Annotated in this window: 18 protein-coding genes; 15 read left to right on the forward strand and 3 right to left on the reverse strand. The window is 32.0% G+C overall.

Translation table 11 applies throughout. The features are described 5' to 3' along the window. Positions 1–4 precede the first annotated feature (4 nt). The 14 genes from ACVFVN_RS03060 to ACVFVN_RS03125 are packed head-to-tail and all read left to right on the forward strand — an operon-like array spanning position 5 to position 13,333. On the forward strand, positions 5–709 hold the full coding sequence (locus ACVFVN_RS03060) for a WbqC family protein (protein ID WP_374330140.1): 705 nt from the start codon (positions 5–7) through the stop codon (positions 707–709). 16 nt (positions 710–725) lie between these two features. Further along, the gene (locus tag ACVFVN_RS03065) at positions 726–1,163 is read left to right on the forward strand and encodes a GNAT family N-acetyltransferase (RefSeq protein WP_456234125.1); all 438 of its coding nucleotides are present in this window, start codon (positions 726–728) and stop codon (positions 1,161–1,163) included. Then, positions 1,164–2,039, forward strand: coding sequence for a glycosyltransferase family 2 protein (locus tag ACVFVN_RS03070; protein ID WP_456234126.1), 876 nt, complete (start codon positions 1,164–1,166; stop codon positions 2,037–2,039). Beyond that, positions 2,015–2,938 (forward strand): glycosyltransferase family 2 protein, encoded by a 924-nt coding sequence (locus tag ACVFVN_RS03075; protein WP_456234127.1) that lies wholly within the window; start codon positions 2,015–2,017, stop codon positions 2,936–2,938. Before ACVFVN_RS03070 ends, ACVFVN_RS03075 begins: the two co-directional genes overlap by 25 nt. A gap of 1 nt (position 2,939) precedes the next feature. Then, positions 2,940–3,836, forward strand: coding sequence for a glycosyltransferase family 2 protein (locus tag ACVFVN_RS03080; RefSeq protein ID WP_456234128.1), 897 nt, complete (start codon positions 2,940–2,942; stop codon positions 3,834–3,836). Further along, a complete protein-coding gene (locus ACVFVN_RS03085; protein WP_456234129.1) occupies positions 3,826–4,920 on the forward strand; it encodes a polysaccharide pyruvyl transferase family protein in 1,095 nt (364 codons plus the stop codon). Before ACVFVN_RS03080 ends, ACVFVN_RS03085 begins: the two co-directional genes overlap by 11 nt. Then, a complete protein-coding gene (locus ACVFVN_RS03090) occupies positions 4,917–6,053 on the forward strand; it encodes a glycosyltransferase (RefSeq protein ID WP_456234130.1) in 1,137 nt (378 codons plus the stop codon). The genes ACVFVN_RS03085 and ACVFVN_RS03090 overlap by 4 nt, the downstream gene beginning before the upstream one ends. Then, positions 6,050–7,126 carry a glycosyltransferase family 4 protein gene (locus ACVFVN_RS03095; RefSeq protein ID WP_456234131.1) on the forward strand — a complete coding sequence of 359 codons (1,077 nt, stop codon included), beginning with the start codon at positions 6,050–6,052 and terminating at the stop codon, positions 7,124–7,126. Before ACVFVN_RS03090 ends, ACVFVN_RS03095 begins: the two co-directional genes overlap by 4 nt. Next, positions 7,126–8,241 (forward strand): glycosyltransferase family 4 protein, encoded by a 1,116-nt coding sequence (locus ACVFVN_RS03100; protein ID WP_456234132.1) that lies wholly within the window; start codon positions 7,126–7,128, stop codon positions 8,239–8,241. The genes ACVFVN_RS03095 and ACVFVN_RS03100 overlap by 1 nt, the downstream gene beginning before the upstream one ends. Further along, the gene (locus tag ACVFVN_RS03105) at positions 8,234–9,334 is read left to right on the forward strand and encodes an EpsG family protein (RefSeq protein WP_456234133.1); all 1,101 of its coding nucleotides are present in this window, start codon (positions 8,234–8,236) and stop codon (positions 9,332–9,334) included. The genes ACVFVN_RS03100 and ACVFVN_RS03105 overlap by 8 nt, the downstream gene beginning before the upstream one ends. Continuing rightward, positions 9,331–10,218 carry a glycosyltransferase family 2 protein gene (locus ACVFVN_RS03110; RefSeq protein ID WP_456234134.1) on the forward strand — a complete coding sequence of 296 codons (888 nt, stop codon included), beginning with the start codon at positions 9,331–9,333 and terminating at the stop codon, positions 10,216–10,218. Before ACVFVN_RS03105 ends, ACVFVN_RS03110 begins: the two co-directional genes overlap by 4 nt. Before the next feature lie 15 nt (positions 10,219–10,233). Further along, on the forward strand, positions 10,234–11,340 hold the full coding sequence (locus ACVFVN_RS03115) for a glycosyltransferase (RefSeq protein ID WP_456234135.1): 1,107 nt from the start codon (positions 10,234–10,236) through the stop codon (positions 11,338–11,340). Continuing rightward, positions 11,341–12,384 carry a GNAT family N-acetyltransferase gene (locus ACVFVN_RS03120; RefSeq protein WP_456234136.1) on the forward strand — a complete coding sequence of 348 codons (1,044 nt, stop codon included), beginning with the start codon at positions 11,341–11,343 and terminating at the stop codon, positions 12,382–12,384. Position 12,385: 1 nt separating this feature from the next. Further along, positions 12,386–13,333: a polysaccharide deacetylase family protein gene (locus tag ACVFVN_RS03125; protein ID WP_409508510.1), complete on the forward strand. Its 948-nt coding sequence runs from the start codon at positions 12,386–12,388 to the stop codon at positions 13,331–13,333. Positions 13,334–13,503: 170 nt separating this feature from the next. Here ACVFVN_RS03125 and ACVFVN_RS03130 read toward each other — a convergent pair whose 3' ends face one another. Continuing rightward, positions 13,504–13,707 carry a hypothetical protein gene (locus ACVFVN_RS03130; protein WP_165135848.1) on the reverse strand — a complete coding sequence of 68 codons (204 nt, stop codon included), beginning with the start codon at positions 13,705–13,707 and terminating at the stop codon, positions 13,504–13,506. 193 nt (positions 13,708–13,900) lie between these two features. Here ACVFVN_RS03130 and ACVFVN_RS03135 point away from each other — a divergent pair, with 193 nt between their 5' ends. Further along, positions 13,901–14,077: a tyrosine-type recombinase/integrase gene (locus ACVFVN_RS03135; protein ID WP_456234137.1), complete on the forward strand. Its 177-nt coding sequence runs from the start codon at positions 13,901–13,903 to the stop codon at positions 14,075–14,077. 76 nt (positions 14,078–14,153) lie between these two features. Here the strand turns inward: ACVFVN_RS03135 and ACVFVN_RS03140 are convergent, their stop codons facing one another. Further along, positions 14,154–15,017, reverse strand: coding sequence for an SDR family oxidoreductase (locus tag ACVFVN_RS03140; protein ID WP_456234138.1), 864 nt, complete (start codon positions 15,015–15,017; stop codon positions 14,154–14,156). A gap of 505 nt (positions 15,018–15,522) precedes the next feature. Then, on the reverse strand, positions 15,523–16,128 hold the full coding sequence (locus tag ACVFVN_RS03145) for a hypothetical protein (protein WP_456234139.1): 606 nt from the start codon (positions 16,126–16,128) through the stop codon (positions 15,523–15,525).

A 16,128-nucleotide genomic window follows, 5' to 3' on the forward strand; every position in this document is an offset into this window, starting at 1 on the left:
GGTTATGAGAATAGCAGTTATGCAACCCTATATCTTTCCGTATATTGGGTATTTTCAAATGATAAAAGTGGTTGATACTTTTGTGTTTTATGATGATGTTAATTTCATTAAGCAGGGCTGGATCAATCGTAACAACATACTTCTAGGAAACAAAGCGTATCTATTTACAGTACCTCTAGACTCTGCAAACTCTTTTGTGGAGATAAAAGAAACCCTAATTAATAAAAAACTTTATAAAGACTGGAGAGAAAAGTTCCTGAAAACGCTATATCAAAATTATAAAAAAGCGCCTTTTTTTTCAGAAACTTGGCAGATATTAGAATCTGTTTTTAACCAAGATGTTAATACAATTAATGAACTTGCTATATTAAGTATAAAACAAATAGCTCAGTATTTGGAATTGAAAACAAATTTCAAAATCGCATCTGAAAGCTTTCAAAATAGACAGCTAGAAAGACAGAATCGACTAATAGATATCTGCCAGAGAGAGCAGGCACAACACTATATTAATGCAATTGGAGGACAAGCACTATATAAAAAAGAAGATTTTATAACACAAGGGATCAAGTTAGATTTTATTAAATCAAAACCAATACAGTACAAACAATTTAATAATGATTTTGTGCCATGGTTATCAATAATAGATATTCTAATGTTTAATTCTGTAGAAGAGGTTAATTTCATGTTAGACCAATATGAACTGCTCTAAATTAAAATAATAAAACGTGGATATTGTTTATAATACGACAACTGAAAAAGAAATTTTTCAATACCTTACCAAAATGAATACGGTTTTTGTGCCTGCATTGGACATAATAACAAATATTGAACAATACGCAAAAAAACTATATGAGAAAGCCTTTAGGATTGAATGTTATCAGGATCATGTTTTGTGCGGTTTTTTAGCTTGTTATATTAATGAAGAACAAAACTTTGTTTTTGTTACAACCATAAGCGTATTACCAGAATATCAAAATTTGGGAATAGCACAACAATTATTAAATAAAATTATAGAGTTAAGTAAAGCCAACCCAGCTATTAAAAAGATAGACTTAGAGGTTTCAAATCAAAATGCAAATGCACAAAAATTCTATAAAAAAAACGGGTTTGAAACTCTGCAAATTAAGCAAACAACAAAAATTTTATCAAAAGATATAACCTAAATGCAAAATACCAATCCTAAAGTTGTCGTTTCCATTTGTTCCATTACATTCAATCATGCGCCTTATATTAGGGAATGCTTGGATGGTTTTTTGATGCAACAATGTGATTTTGAGTTTGAAGTTTTGATTCACGATGATGCTTCAACTGACGGAACCCAAGAAATTATCAAAGAGTATCAAGAGAAATATCCAGATATAATAAAATCTATTTTGCAAACAGAAAACCAATGGTCTCAAGGTATAAGGAATATCCAAAGTCGGTATAATTTTTCTAGAGCAAAGGGCAAATACATTGCTATGTGTGAAGGTGATGATTATTGGACAGATCCTTTGAAGTTGCAAAAGCAGGTTGATTTTTTAGAAAAAAATGGGGATTTTGTATTAACTTTTCATAAAGCAAAAATTAAAGACATAAATTCAGGAAAATATAAAGAAGATTATTTGACGAAAGTTCCAGAAAGATATGATTCGCCAGAAGTATTTGCAATGAAAGGTAATTATATCCATACACCATCCATTCTTTTTCGAAATATTATAGTTAATTTAAATATGAAATACAATTGTAGTCAAATAGGTGATTTTTTTTTGTTACTCCATTTAGTCCAATTCGGAAAAATTGGATACATTGAGAAAAGCATGTGTGTATATAGAGTAGGTAGTGGTTTTTTTTCAAAGTCGTCAGGAATTAGCAAAGAAATTGAGCTTTTGAAATGTATTATATCTGCAATAAATTCATTACAAAATCAAAAGATAATTAATGTTTTAATAAGTAGGGAGAAGTTACTTAGTGATTATTTAAAGTTTAGTAACCAGAAATTAGAGAAGAAATCAATAACATTAAGTTTAAAAAAATGGATAAAAAAATTCTTACGATAATTGTTAGTTATAATGCTTTAAGGTATAATTGGTTGTATAACTGTATTGATTCTATAAAACAAAGTGCATATCCTACAGATGTTTTTTTTATTGATAATGGTTCAGATGATGCTTCTTGTGATGTCATAAAGTCATACAAAGACGAAAGGTTTATCTTATTTGAGACAAAAAAAAATTTAGGTTTTGGTCAAGCTAATAATATTGGGCTTAAATATGCTATAGAAAATAATTATGATTTTGTATTTCTTTTAAATCAAGATGCTTATTTGAAAAAAGATACATTAGAAAAATTAATAAGTCTACCAAATCTTGATGATTACGGTATAATTAGCCCAATACAATATTCAGGAACAGAGGATGGGATCGATGAAGATTTTTTAGAATTTGTAGGACCTAGAATGTGTGCTAATTTTTTATCAGACGGCTTAACTGGTGGATTCAAAAATAAAATTTATGATTGCAATTTTGTAATGGCTGCTAGTTGGTTTTTACCGATTGCTACTCTGATAAAAGTAGGAGGATTTTCTCCAGAATTTTTTCATTATGGCGAAGATGAAAATTATTGCCATCGAGTTTTGTACCATAATCTAAAAATAGGAATACTCCCATCAGCAGGAATTTACCATGATAGAAAAAAATCTCAAGAAACATTTTTCAATCCAATTGATGGGCCATTTAGACATCACATGATTAGAATATTAAATCCATTATTAGACCAATATAAATTTCGCAATAAGGGTTTTGTATTGTTAATGTGGACTTTTGCTTTTATAAGAAATAATAAAAATGGGAAAAAAGTATATTCTAAGCTATATAGTTATATAAAGAATAAGAAAAAAATTACATCTAAACTAGGTGAGTTTAGGCGTCAAAATGAATCTCTTTATTTGAATAGTTAAAATGATCTCAATAATAATTCCAATATACAATTCCGAGGATTATTTGGAAGCGTGTCTTGAGTCTGTTTTGGTTCAGACGTTTAAAGATTTCGAACTATTATTAATCAATGACGGCTCCACAGATAGAAGCAGAGAAATTTGTGATGTATTTGCAGAAAAAGATAATAGAATCAAGGTTTATCACGAAAAGAATAAAGGACAAGCTGCAGCGAGAAATTTTGGGTTAAAGCAAGTTACAAGACCTTTTGTTACTTTCCTTGATGCTGATGATGAAATTTCATCTGACACTTTAGAAAGTAATCTAAAGATTCTTGTTAATAATCCAAAAATTGATTGTTTGCAGTATCCAACATATGTTAATTATGGTACAGATAAGCAATTTGTTAGAAGTTCAAAGGAAGAACTTATAACATCAGATTTTTATAAAGCATGGTTGAAAAATAAGCAGATTAGTTGGGTGGTTTGGGATAAAATTTATAAAACAAAAGTTTTTGAAAATTTTTATTTCACAGAAGGGATTGTCTATGAGGATAACCTGCTTATTGCAAATTTATTAGAAAGAATTAATAATTTATATATTTCTAAAGAAGGTATGTATTATTACTATGTAAGAGACAATTCAACAATGACGAGTGTACAAACATTAAAAAAAGAAGAAGACTCATTTTTTGTCACAAGCAAAATAGCTGAAAAACTTTTCAATCATCATGAAAAAAAATTATTAATAGAGTTTATTTTAAGATTAGTTAATATTAAAAAATCTTTAAATGTAAATTTCTCAAAGAATGTAGATATTCCTAATAATTTAGTAAAGTCAATGTCAGTTATAGATGTTTTACTTTCAAAAATTTCTTTTAGAGGTAAGATGAAACTATTTATCGAAAAATATGCAAATTAAAACCATCACCTGTCACGAAGTTTATAACCACGGTGCCTCTCTTCAGGAATACGCGTTGTTACGTTTTTTGAATGATGAAGGGCATGAGGCACAAGTGATTCATTACAAGCCAGATTATTTGTCGCAACATTTTAATTTGTGGGGCGTTAGCAATCCTAAGTTTAATTTGCCACTAATAAAGCAAGCTTATCTTTTAGCAAAATTACCAAAACGTCTGAAGGCGCTGAAACGCAAACATAATTTTGATACATTTCATCAAAAATACATTCCGACAGATTCTACAAAATATACGACTAATGAGGAACTAAAAAGTAATCTGCCAAAAGCGGATGCCTTTATATGTGGTAGCGACCAGATTTGGAATTCTTTCTTCCAAAATGGGAAAGATGAAGCGTTCTATCTCAACTTTGTGCCAGATCATAAGAAGAAAATATCTTATGCTGCTTCGTTTGCTATAGACGAGTTGGCGGAGAATATGAAAGCATTGGTACGAGATAATGTTTCTCGTTTTGATGCGGTAAGTGTGCGGGAAACTTCGGGGCAAACTATTTTGAGAGATATGGGGATTACTTCCGCTGTGCAGGTTTTGGATCCGGTTTTTTTATTAGATGCCGATTTTTGGAAAAATACATTTGTAAAGCCAATTGCCGAACCTTATATTTTTGTCTATGATTTTGATAACAATCCTTTAATAAAGAAAATTGCTTTGGACTTAAAACAAAAACTGAATTGTAAAATCTACACGGTTAACCAAAATATTGCATATGCCGATAAAAATTTTTGGTTAGAAGGTCCAGAGCAATTTTTATCCTTGGTATATCAGTCACAATACAATATCACCAACTCTTTTCATGCGGTTGCTTTTTCATTATTATTTGAAAAGCAAATGGCAGTTGTCAATCGTGGAGAAGCGATTAATACTAGAATGAGAGATTTGTTGTCCTTATTTGGTCTTCAAAAAAGATTAATATCTTCGAAAGAAGATTTTGATTCGTTATCTACAATTGATTATGTAGAAGTTATCGGAAATAAGAATTTTCATATCAAAAGGTCCAAAGAATTTTTATTAGAATCCTTGAGATGAAAAAGCGAATTGTTTTTGTAATAGAATCACTGCATCTAGGCGGTGCAGAAAAAAGCCTTGTCACCTTACTCCAAAATTTGGATTACAATCTTTATGAAGTAGATTTAATTACCTTTCATAAGGCTGGTTTTTTTCGGGAGTTTGTTCCAGCAGAAGTCAATCAAATTCAGATTACTTTTCCGAAACTTTCTTTGATCGATCGATTGTGCTTTGCAATTAAAAAAAAACGACGTAAAAAGATGCATCCTGCCCAATTATTTTGGCCAATTGTTTCAAGCTATTTCAAAAAAATTGAAAAGCAATATGATATTGCCATTGCTTACAATCAAGGCTTTGCCACCTATTTTGCAGCCGATAAGATTTTAGCTACTAAAAAATTGGCTTGGCTTAATACGGATTATCAGAAAGCGGGTTACGAGTTCGAGAAAGACAAAGAATTTTATACTAAATTTAATAAAGTTGTAACGGTTTCTCAAGAAGCAGATGCGAGTTTTAGAAAAGCATTTCAAAAATCTTCGTCAGTTATTGAAACGGAAGTTATTAAAGATATTTCTGATGATAGAATAATAAAAGAACAAGCAAATAAGAAGTTAGAATGTAATTTTAATCCTTCAGAAATTAATATTGTTTCTGTTGGTCGTTTGATCTCATATAAAGGATTTCATCTTGCAATAGAAGCATGTAAAATTTTAATAGGAAAAGGCTATCCAATACATTGGTATGTCGTAGGGGAAGGTACAGAAAGATCTAGCTTGGAGAAGCAAATCGCAAACAATAATCTAGAGAAATCATTTAGCTTATTAGGAGCAAATACTAATCCCTATCCTTATATGAAAGCCTGTGATATTTACGTGCAGACTTCTTTGTTTGAAGGATTGGGTTTAACAGTTATAGAAGCTTCTATTCTTCAAAAGCCAATTGTTTGCACTAATTTTTCAACCGCATTCGGGATTTTGAAAGATAATGAAACAGGCCTTATTGCCGAGATGACGGCTGAATCTATTGCTGAAAATATAGAACGTTTGATAAATGATGTTGAGTTAAAAAATAAATTAATTGCAAATCTTTCGCAACAAAAAAATAAGGACAAAGAAGAAAGTCTAAGCAAAATTGAACAATTATTAAAATCATGAAACTCCTCTATATCACCAACGGCATTAACGGCTCTGGCGGCCTCGAAAGGGTATTGTCTATTAAGGCGTCTCATTTTGCCGAGCAATTGGGCTATGAGGTTCATATTTTGGTGTTGAACAAGGCTCACGAAAATCTGTTTTATGACTTTAGTTCAAAAATTAAATATCATTCAATTTCAGTAAATGGGAATCCAATTTCTTATTTTTTAAAATATAAGAGAGGTGTGCAAGACGTTGTCACTCTAGTAAAACCAGATGTTATTTTGGTTTGTGATGATGGATTGAAAGGTTTTTTTCTTCCAAGTCTTATTACGACTAAAGCCAAATGGATTTACGAGCGACATGCTTCTATAGAATTAAATAAACAAAAAGGATTTCTGGGGAGATTGTCAAGCCGACTCATGCAAATGCAAGCGTCCAAATTTGATTCGTTCGTCGTTTTAACCAATGCCAATCGTGAGGAATGGAGAGCTAAAAATGTGGTTGTCATTCCTAATCCGTTAAGTTTTTATCCTAAAGAAACTAGCGATTTGCAGTCAAAAAAGATGATTGCAGTTGGCTCGCATTCGTACAATAAAGGTTTTGATAGCTTGCTCTACATTTGGAAAAATATCGAACAAAAATATCCCGATTGGCAGCTTCATGTATTTGGGAAAATAGATAAAGACCAAACTTTTGTTAAGTTGGCCGAAACTTTAGATTTAAAAAAAGTCCAATTTCATCAAGCATCAAAAAATATTCAAGCAGAATATTTAAAATCTTCCATCATGCTTCTGCCTTCCAGATCCGAAGGTTTTGGTATGGTATTAATAGAGGCGATGGCATGTGGCGTACCTTGTATAAGTTTCGATTGTCCTTCTGGGCCTCGAGATATTATTAGCGATGGTGTAGATGGTATTTTGGTAGAAAATCAAAATAAAGATGTCTTTGAAGAACGTATTGTGAAGTTAATTGATGACGAAATCCTACGAAAAGAAATGGGAAGAACAGCTAAGCTGAAAGTAACGAAGTATCTTCCTGAAAATATCATGAAGGTGTGGCAAGATTTGTTTAACCAACTACAGAAGAAATAATGAAAATAGTCTTTAATACCGACCAAGTCCATTTGCATGGTGGCATCGAAAAAGTGATGGCGACGAAGGCTAATTATTTTGCAGCTTTGCCAGAGGTTGAGGTCTATGTGGTAACGACCGAGCAGAAGAATCTACCACCGCGTTATGCATTAGATTCTCGGATAAAGTTGGTGGATTTAGGAGTTGATTATGATCGTACAAAATCTTATTTTTCGATACAAAATTTAAAGAAAGCAAAACTTCATTATAAAAAGCAAAAGGCTTTATTTAAAAGTTTGAAGCCCGATGTTATTATTTCTCCCAATTTTAATTTTGATCATTACTGGTTGCCTTTTATAAAAGGAAATGCAAAACTTATTAAAGAACGTCACAGCTCCCGTTATCAGGAGGAAGAACAAAGGAAAACTGCGTCATTTTTAAAACAAATAAAATATACATTGAGCGATTGGGTGGAGCGACACTATAATCATATTGTTGTGTTGAATGTTGATGAAGCCCACTATGTTAAAACGGGGAATGCTGTTGTTATTCCTAATCCTGTTGAATTATCTTCGCTTTCCGCGGATATGCATTCTAAAAAAGTGGTCGCAGCAGGTCGTATATCTCCCGTTAAAAATTTCGGAGATTTAATAAAAGCCTGGGTATTTGTAAAAGCTGAGTTTCCTGATTGGCAGTTGGACATTCATGGCGAAGATTATTTGGGAACCCAAGCAACTTTAGAATCTCAAATTCGTGAAAATGGATTAGAGGATGTTATCAATTTCAAGGGAAGTTCAGACCAGATGCTAGAAGATATGTCGAAGTACAGTATCTATGCGATGACATCAGAAACCGAGTGTTTCCCTATGGTGTTGTTAGAAGCTTTATCGATTGGTTTGCCTATCGTGAGTTACGATTGCCCGAATGGACCTCGCAACATTATTGACAATGGCGAAGATGGCTATTTGGTTCCGCTTCATGATATTGAGACTTTTGCGATGGAGTTGAAAAGTCTTATGCGGAATCTTTCGGAGCGCGAAAGATTGCAAAAGACTGCCAAGCAACATGTTTTAGCTTTTGGCACGGATGTCGTTATGAAACAATGGCAGGAATTATTAAATTTACCACATGTTTGATTGGATTCCGGTAGAACTGTATACGAATGTTCATTATAATTTTTTGTTAGGGATTATTTTATTGGTTCTTTTCAATTCCTTTATATTTGATATTAACAATAATCAACAAAATCTTCGTATTACAGGTTTTCTAATTGGAGGGTATCTTGTTTTATTGATTGTATATATGGGATTAAGACCAATTAGTGGGCGATATTTTGGAGATACTGCTAATTATGCGAGAGCATACAAGATACTGCAGGCTGGTGAAAAAGTTAGAATCGAAAAAGATTATGTTTTTAATTATTTTATGCAATGGTGTAGCCGTTTCATGAATATTCATACTTTTTATCTCGTGTTAGATATTATTTATGTTGTACCTATATTTATATTTGTTAAAAGATACTTTGGTATTTATTGGTGGTTTGGTTTTCTTTTTACAATTGCATCATTTTCATTTTGGTCAGCAGGCACCAATGGACTTCGTAATGGTTTAGGAACTTCTTTATTTTTTTTGGGTTTAGTTTTTTATCGAAATAAAGCGATAATGTATGCATTGTTTATAGTGTCCTACTTTATGCACGCTTCTTTGATCATCCCCATAGCGGCTTTTGTGGTGTCTGGTCTTTATAAGAATCCTAAAGCTTATTTGGCTATTTGGTTGCTAGCAATACCTCTATCATTGGCGGGTGGTTCTGCTTGGACTACTTTTTTTGCCAATCTAGGATTTGCTGAAGACCGGACACAAGGTTATTTGACCGGCGGTTCTGATGAGTATAATGATCAATTTTCACAGACTGGTTTCCGTTGGGACTTTTTGGTGTATAGTGCTTCTGCAGTATTTGCAGGCTGGTATTTTATATTTAAAAAGAAAATTACAGATAAGTTTTATATCCACTTGTTTGGAACGTATTGTATTGCCAATGCTTTTTGGATCTTGGTGATTACTGCTGCTTTTAGTAATCGCTTTGCTTATTTGTCGTGGTTTCTGATGCCCGCCGTGATTGCTTATCCGATGTTCCGCTACAAACTATGGGATAATCAATATAGAGTTTTAGGTATTATTTTGTTTTTGTATTTTATGTTTACTTATATAATGAATGTGGTATTATGATAAAAAGCATCACTGTATTTACGCCGAGCTACAATAGGGCTCATTTGCTTCCTAGGCTTTACGAAAGTTTGAAAAATCAAACTTCCAAAGATTTTGTTTGGATGGTTATTGATGATGGTTCTACAGACAATACCAAAAGCTTAGTTGCGCAATGGAGGGAAGAAGCTGATTTTGAAATACAGTACCATTATAAGGAGAATGGCGGTATGCATACGGCTCATAACCTAGCATATTCTCTCATACAAACCGAACTGAATGTATGTATTGATTCGGATGACTATATGCCAACGAATGCGGTCGAATTAATTTTAAGTCTATGGGAAAATAATAAGTACAATAATGATATTGCAGGTTTAATAGGATTAGATGCCGATTTTGAGAATAATATTTTAGGCACGGCAATGCCTATAGGTGTTAAAACAGGAACGTTAAGTGGACTTTATAAAAAGTATAAAGCTAAAGGCGATAAAAAGCTTGTCATTAAAACTAGTATTGTGAGGGAATTTCCTGCATATCCAGAATTTGAGGATGAAAAGCTTGTACCACTCGGCACACTTTACTTAATGATTGATCAGCACTATCAATATATTTATGTAAATGAGATGTTTTGTAATGTGGAATACCAACCGAATGGTTCTACTAAATCAATAATTAGACAGTATAAACAGTCCCCAAAAGGATTCGCCTATGCACGGAAATTAAAATTAAGATATGAATCTTCATTTTCAGAAATAATTAAAAACTGCATACATTTAGTATCGCATGGAATAACAACAAAAAGTGTTAAAACCATCTTTGAAAATAATCCTTACAAGTTTTTGACTGTCTTCTTACTACCTTGCGGACTACTATTAGATATTTATATTAAAATTAAAGCAAAATAATTAATTATCAGACAAATGAAGGTAGCACATTTATGTCTCAGTTTAGGAAAAGGAGGAGCTGAAAAATTGCTCGTTGATAACTTACATACTTACAAGCAATATGGTGTTGATGTGTCGGTAATACAATTATCAGCTATTCTTGAAGAGCCATGCTATATTGCAAAAATGGCAAGTGATAATATACCAGTAGTCACTTTAGGAAAAGGAAGCTTTATAAGTCTTAAATATATATGGAAGCTTACTAAACTTATAAAAAAAAATAGATATGATATAGTTCATGTGCATCTTTTTCCTAATTTGTACTATATGGCAATTGTAAAATCTTTTTTATCAGATAAAGTAAAACTTGTGATTTCGGAACATAGTGTTGAAAATGGAAGAACTCATAAATTGTTGTTCAAACTTATTGAACCTTATATATACAAGCAATATGATGGCATAATTGCAATTTCAAAGAATGTGCAAAAAATGTTATTTAAAAGATTACCAAAATTAAAAACCCGAATATTTCTCATTAATAACGGAGTTAATTTTAATAAACTAACAACTACTAAAGCTTATAGTCGTAATTATCTTGCAAAGATTGTCCAAACAACAAATGAGGATGCTGTTTTTCTTATGATGGTTTCTAGATTTTCAAATCCCAAAAATCAAAATGCTATAGTAGAAGCCTTAACTATGCTCCCTGAAAATTTTTATCTTATTTTTGTGGGGGATGGACCAATGATGAATGATACTATTAATTTGACTAGACAGAGAAATTTGGATAATAGAGTTATCTTTTTAGGTTTCAGAGATGATGTCGCAAGTCTTATGTCTTCTGTTGATTTTAATATTCTGTCATCTAGGCATGAGGGTTTTTCAGGAGTTACCTTGGAAGCATTATGTTCAGGTAAAATGTTCTTAGGTTCTGATGTTGAAGGAATTAATGATGTTGTTCCTACAAAAGATTTTTTATTTGAAGAAAATAACTCAAAAGCTCTTGCAACTCTAATAATGAAATTTGTTAACAATCCTGCATTTAAAAAAGCTTGCATTAATGAAGCAATTAAATTTGTAAAGCAGTATGATGCTGAAAATATGGTGAATTCTCATATTAATTTATATAAATCAATACTTTAAATGGAAAATTATATCATAAAAAATATTTCACACTCTACAATTGATTTATTTAAATCATGCTTCGACCAAAATGGTTCACCAAAATCTAAAGATAAAATTGTTTGGCAATTTTTGGGAAATCCTATTGAAGACAAGTTTGTAGACATTGCCTATGATAATGAAAATCATAAAGTGGCAGCAATATATGCAATATTTCCAGTGAAATTTAAGATTAATGAATCAATTGTTTTAGCATCACAATCTTTAGATACCATTACTGATATTGATTATAGGGGCAAAGGATTGTTTATTCGGCTTGCTATGAGTGTCTATGAAAAGGCAAAAAATAAAGATATTAAGCTGGTGTATGGTTTTCCAAATGGAAACTCTATCCACGGTTTTAAGAAAAAATTAGATTGGCAAGTATTAGACCCTGTTCCTTTTTTAATTAAGCCCCTAAAAACAAAATACTTTAGCACAAAAATTAAAGCGATATCATGGTTTCCCAATGTTAATATTGGTTTCAAAAAAACAATTAGTAATAATGTTATAATAAAGGAAGAAAATACTTTTAGCGATGAAGTGAATATTATTTGGAAGAAATTTTCGCAATCATTAAAGATCGGAATTAATAGAGATAAGGAATATTTGAATTGGCGTTATATTCAAAAGCCTAATGAAGATTATAAAATCTTACATGCTTATAATAATTCAGGAGGCTATATTGGGTTTATTGTTTATTGTGTAAAAGGTAAACATGGAGGTAAAATAGGATATATAATGGAATATTTATATGATCCAGATTATAAGATAGAGGCTGAGAATCTAATGAAGGAAGCTGTTAATCGCATAATTTCTACTAATGCAGACTGTATACTAGCATGGTGTATGGAACATTCTGATAATTATAAAACATATAGAAATGTTGGTTTTTACGAAATGCCTAAAAAATTAAGACCAATAGAATTACATTTTGGGGTTTGCAGTTTTGATAATTCACTAAATACTATAATTAATAATAGGAAAAATTGGTATTTAAGTTATTCTGATTCAGATACAGTATAAAATGGCAGGTAAATTTATCATATCATTGGATTTTGAACTACGTTGGGGTGGAGCAGAAAAATGGGAATTGACTAAGTATAAAAATTATTTTCTCTCTACCCGAGGCACAATCCCTATTGTTTTAGACTTGTTCGAAAAAAGAAAGATTAAATCGACGTGGGCAACTGTAGGATTTTTGTTTGCCAAATCAAAAAAACAGTTGATTGAATTTTCTCCATTGTTAAAGCCAACCTATGATAATAAAAATTTAAACTATTATGAATATTTCAAGAACATAGGAGACAATGAAAAAGAAGACCCTTTGCATTTTGCAGGTTCCCTGATTGAACAAATTATTCAGACAGAAGGGCAGGAGTTAGGGACACATACTTTTTCACATTATTATTGCAATGAGAAAGGACAAAATATAGAACAGTTTGAAGCGGATTTAATCGCTGTACAGAATATTGCGAAAGAAAATTATCATATAGAACTTAAATCTTTAGTTTTTCCACGAAATCAATATAATGTAAGTTATCTTAACGTGGCGCGAGCAAATGGTATTGAGGTTGTTCGTTCAAATCCAAATGTTTGGTTTTGGAAGAATACACATGGAAAGGTAAGTCCTTTATTTCGGGCTATGGACACATTGATACCTATTAGTGATTCTGTATGTTTTGGAGAAAAGGATATAAAGCGTACAAGAATTATAGAATTACCAGCAAGTCGTTTTTTAAGACCATATTCTTCAAAAGAAAAGGCTATACAAACATTAAAAATAAATAGAATTAAAAATGAGATGCAGTATGCCGCTAAAAATAACTTGAATTATCATTTATGGTGGCATCCTCATAATTTTGGAAATTTTCCGATGGAAAATGTTCAGCAATTAAAAGACATACTAGACCATTATCAATATCTTAATGAAAAATATGGATTCGAGTCTGTATGTATGTGTGATTATAGGTAGTATATTTTATTAAACTATCAACAGTATTTAATTTTTTCATAGAATATAATTATTTTTTTATTGGAATTAGATTTCTAAATCTCAAGATTTCGGTTTTGCTTTATGGACGGTCGCTTTTATGGTGGCTTCTGCAGGCTCAGCGACTGGTGTGGAGATAGGTTGTGGGAGTGTTAATCTATGATGTATTCTATGACTTTTGCATGTTCTAGCCCCGTGTAGGTGCAGAATTCTTCGATGCTAACGAGGTGGTGCTCTGGTTTGTTATAGTGTTTTCTGATTTTTTGAATGAGCGCGCGGCTGTAACGCTCACTACGTCCTGTAATTCTTTGGATGTCTTTTGGGTAGATGCATAGCCTTGTCAGTTTGCTAATCATGTCTAAGGTTTTTGATAAACAAAGATTGGTAGACTGAATGAATTTTTTACGGTAGTCTTTCGGTAGTACCGAAAGATTTTTTAGCTTTTTGACCTATCCTTGCTGTATTTCTACTGGTAAACCGCTATCCATGCTCCGCTAAAATGAACGCCTGTCCTAAGGCTACTGCCGATTTGTGTGGTGTTACCAAAGGTTGAACCATCATGTTGCCCGTTATACATTGGCTACTACAATAAGGCTTTCTAATGGTGCTTCTATAGAATACGTTAGCAAAATGCTAGGTCATAAAAGTATTACAACCACACAGTATTACGCCAAAATCCTCGACAAGAACGGGGGTGAAGATAGGTGGATTTTAAAAGAAGTATAAAATTAAAAATAAGTAGCCCTATTAAATCAATTTAACATTTCAGATGTTTTCAATTTATATATAAATACAGGTGTTCTTATCCGTTTATAATTTCTCCTCCATTAGGATGAATAACCTGACCGGTAATATAACTTGAATCTTCGCTTGCTAAAAATAGAAAACTCGGAGCCACCTCATTAGGCATTCCAGCACGCTTCATGGGAGAATCGCTTCCAAATTCCGAATTTTTTTTTGGTGAGAAAGAAGAACTGATTAATGGCGTCCATATTGGTCCTGGTGCGACAGCATTCACTCGGATCCCTTTATCTACCAGATTGGCGGCTAAACTTCTTGTAAAAGACAGGATTGCTCCTTTAGTTGCGGAATAATCAATAAGGTGGGGGCTTCCTCGGTAAGCTGTTACAGACGACGTATTGATAATAGATGATCCTTTGCTGAGAAATGGTAAGGCATATTTTGTAATCCAGAAATAGGAGAAAAAATTATTTTGAAATGTTCTTAACAATTGGTCAGTAGAAATTTCTTCTAATGACGCGGATTCCCAATGCAAAGCCGCATTATTTATAAGGATATCTATTTTTTTATAAATTTTTATTGTCTTTTCAATTACTTTTTTGCACTGGCTTTCTTTTGCTAAATCTGCTTTTATCAATGTGCATTTTCTTGAAAATGTTTCTACCTCTTTTTTAGTTTGTTTGGCATCGTTGGTTTCGTTGAGGTAGGCAATGATAATATCGGCTCCTTCTTTTGCGAATAGCAGCGCTACTGCTTTTCCAATACCGCTATCTCCTCCTGTAATCAATACTACTTTATCTTTAAGTTTTCCTTCTTTAGGATAGCTGATTGGATTAGTTTCGGGAAGAGGAGACATTTTGTTTTCAGTTCCGGGTCGGTTTTGAGATTGTTTAGGTCTCAAAGCTCTTTTTTCTTGCTTTTTCATAAGCTTTTATTAAAGCTAATGCAATAATTATGCATAAAAAAGTTTGCCTATAGCATATTGACTCATAATTTATGCGGTATTCTACTATCAAAGGGGGGATGGATGAATTTGTTTAAATTATGTAAAAATAAAAACAGAGAACAAAGAATCTTTTCCCACATTTCAACAAAATTTTTCCAACACCAATAACGAATTATTAACAAAAGACTCTACTTTTGAGTGTTACTAAGAAGGGGGAGATTACAAATTACACTATGGTTTCAGGAATCGTGTTATTTGTAGAAATATAAGAAAAAAATTACTATATATGATTTTTTGCTGAATAAAAGGCGGAAATCTCTGGATTCTAAGCTTATAGTACGTCACTGGGAAATAAATCCTTATTAGCCTTAGTTTTATTTGCCTTCTCGCTTAAAGTGTAGGGAAACGGTATTTTTTGCAATTTTGGCTTTGTGCGGTTGGTTTGTGCGAATTGCAAATGTGTATGGTTTTGTGGTGGCAACTGTCAATTAGAAATATTCGTAAAGTCAAAAATTAAATGCTTTAATATTCCTATTTCGGAGTGATTGGATTCATAATAGGATTTCATTAGTTTGTGAGATGCAAGATTCAGTATTTCAGAATTCCTCTTGTCTTTTATAATTAATGCGTTAATTCCGTTTATGGTTTCATCTATTTTGCCCTCAAGTAAATATCCAACAAGGCTGCCGTTTTCATATTTTCTCGAAGTGAAATTATTAATTCCGGTGTCAATATATCTGCGTTTTAAAGCTGAATTATTTTGTTTCAAATTTTTCGCCTCAAAGAAATACTCGTATTCATAAGTTGATATGAAAGATGTCAGTCTAAAATCTATTCTTAAATCTTTATCAGCAAATCCTTTTTCTTTTGAGATTTTCTCATTGGGAATATGAGCCTCAACGTTTGTTGAAACTTTCCATTTCTTTCTTAAAGGATTTTCTTTTATGTTTTTGTGTATTTCAGAAGAAATGTCATTTTCGTTCCACTCTAACTGAATAATTTTTTCATCTAATGAAGTGCGATACGCTTTGATAATTAATCGAAAACACTTTTGCTCAAAAGCCTTTTTATAATTGATCTTGTATAACAT

It is taken from the genome of Soonwooa purpurea (assembly GCF_053891095.1).

What these genes read in the sequence shown, in the direction of transcription:
- ACVFVN_RS03060 (WP_374330140.1), top strand. Translation starts at nt 5, where the DNA reads ATGAGAATAGCAGTTATGCAACCCTATATCTTTCCGTATATTGGGTAT.
- ACVFVN_RS03070 (WP_456234126.1), top strand. Translation starts at nt 1,164, where the DNA reads ATGCAAAATACCAATCCTAAAGTTGTCGTTTCCATTTGTTCCATTACA.
- ACVFVN_RS03075 (WP_456234127.1), top strand. Translation starts at nt 2,015, where the DNA reads ATGGATAAAAAAATTCTTACGATAATTGTTAGTTATAATGCTTTAAGG.
- ACVFVN_RS03080 (WP_456234128.1), top strand. Translation starts at nt 2,940, where the DNA reads ATGATCTCAATAATAATTCCAATATACAATTCCGAGGATTATTTGGAA.
- ACVFVN_RS03085 (WP_456234129.1), top strand. Translation starts at nt 3,826, where the DNA reads ATGCAAATTAAAACCATCACCTGTCACGAAGTTTATAACCACGGTGCC.
- ACVFVN_RS03090 (WP_456234130.1), top strand. Translation starts at nt 4,917, where the DNA reads ATGAAAAAGCGAATTGTTTTTGTAATAGAATCACTGCATCTAGGCGGT.
- ACVFVN_RS03095 (WP_456234131.1), top strand. Translation starts at nt 6,050, where the DNA reads ATGAAACTCCTCTATATCACCAACGGCATTAACGGCTCTGGCGGCCTC.
- ACVFVN_RS03100 (WP_456234132.1), top strand. Translation starts at nt 7,126, where the DNA reads ATGAAAATAGTCTTTAATACCGACCAAGTCCATTTGCATGGTGGCATC.
- ACVFVN_RS03105 (WP_456234133.1), top strand. Translation starts at nt 8,234, where the DNA reads ATGTTTGATTGGATTCCGGTAGAACTGTATACGAATGTTCATTATAAT.
- ACVFVN_RS03110 (WP_456234134.1), top strand. Translation starts at nt 9,331, where the DNA reads ATGATAAAAAGCATCACTGTATTTACGCCGAGCTACAATAGGGCTCAT.
- ACVFVN_RS03115 (WP_456234135.1), top strand. Translation starts at nt 10,234, where the DNA reads ATGAAGGTAGCACATTTATGTCTCAGTTTAGGAAAAGGAGGAGCTGAA.
- ACVFVN_RS03120 (WP_456234136.1), top strand. Translation starts at nt 11,341, where the DNA reads ATGGAAAATTATATCATAAAAAATATTTCACACTCTACAATTGATTTA.
- ACVFVN_RS03125 (WP_409508510.1), top strand. Translation starts at nt 12,386, where the DNA reads ATGGCAGGTAAATTTATCATATCATTGGATTTTGAACTACGTTGGGGT.
- ACVFVN_RS03130 (WP_165135848.1), bottom strand. Translation starts at nt 13,707, where the DNA reads ATGATTAGCAAACTGACAAGGCTATGCATCTACCCAAAAGACATCCAA.
- ACVFVN_RS03140 (WP_456234138.1), bottom strand. Translation starts at nt 15,017, where the DNA reads ATGAAAAAGCAAGAAAAAAGAGCTTTGAGACCTAAACAATCTCAAAAC.
- ACVFVN_RS03145 (WP_456234139.1), bottom strand. Translation starts at nt 16,128, where the DNA reads ATGTTATACAAGATCAATTATAAAAAGGCTTTTGAGCAAAAGTGTTTT.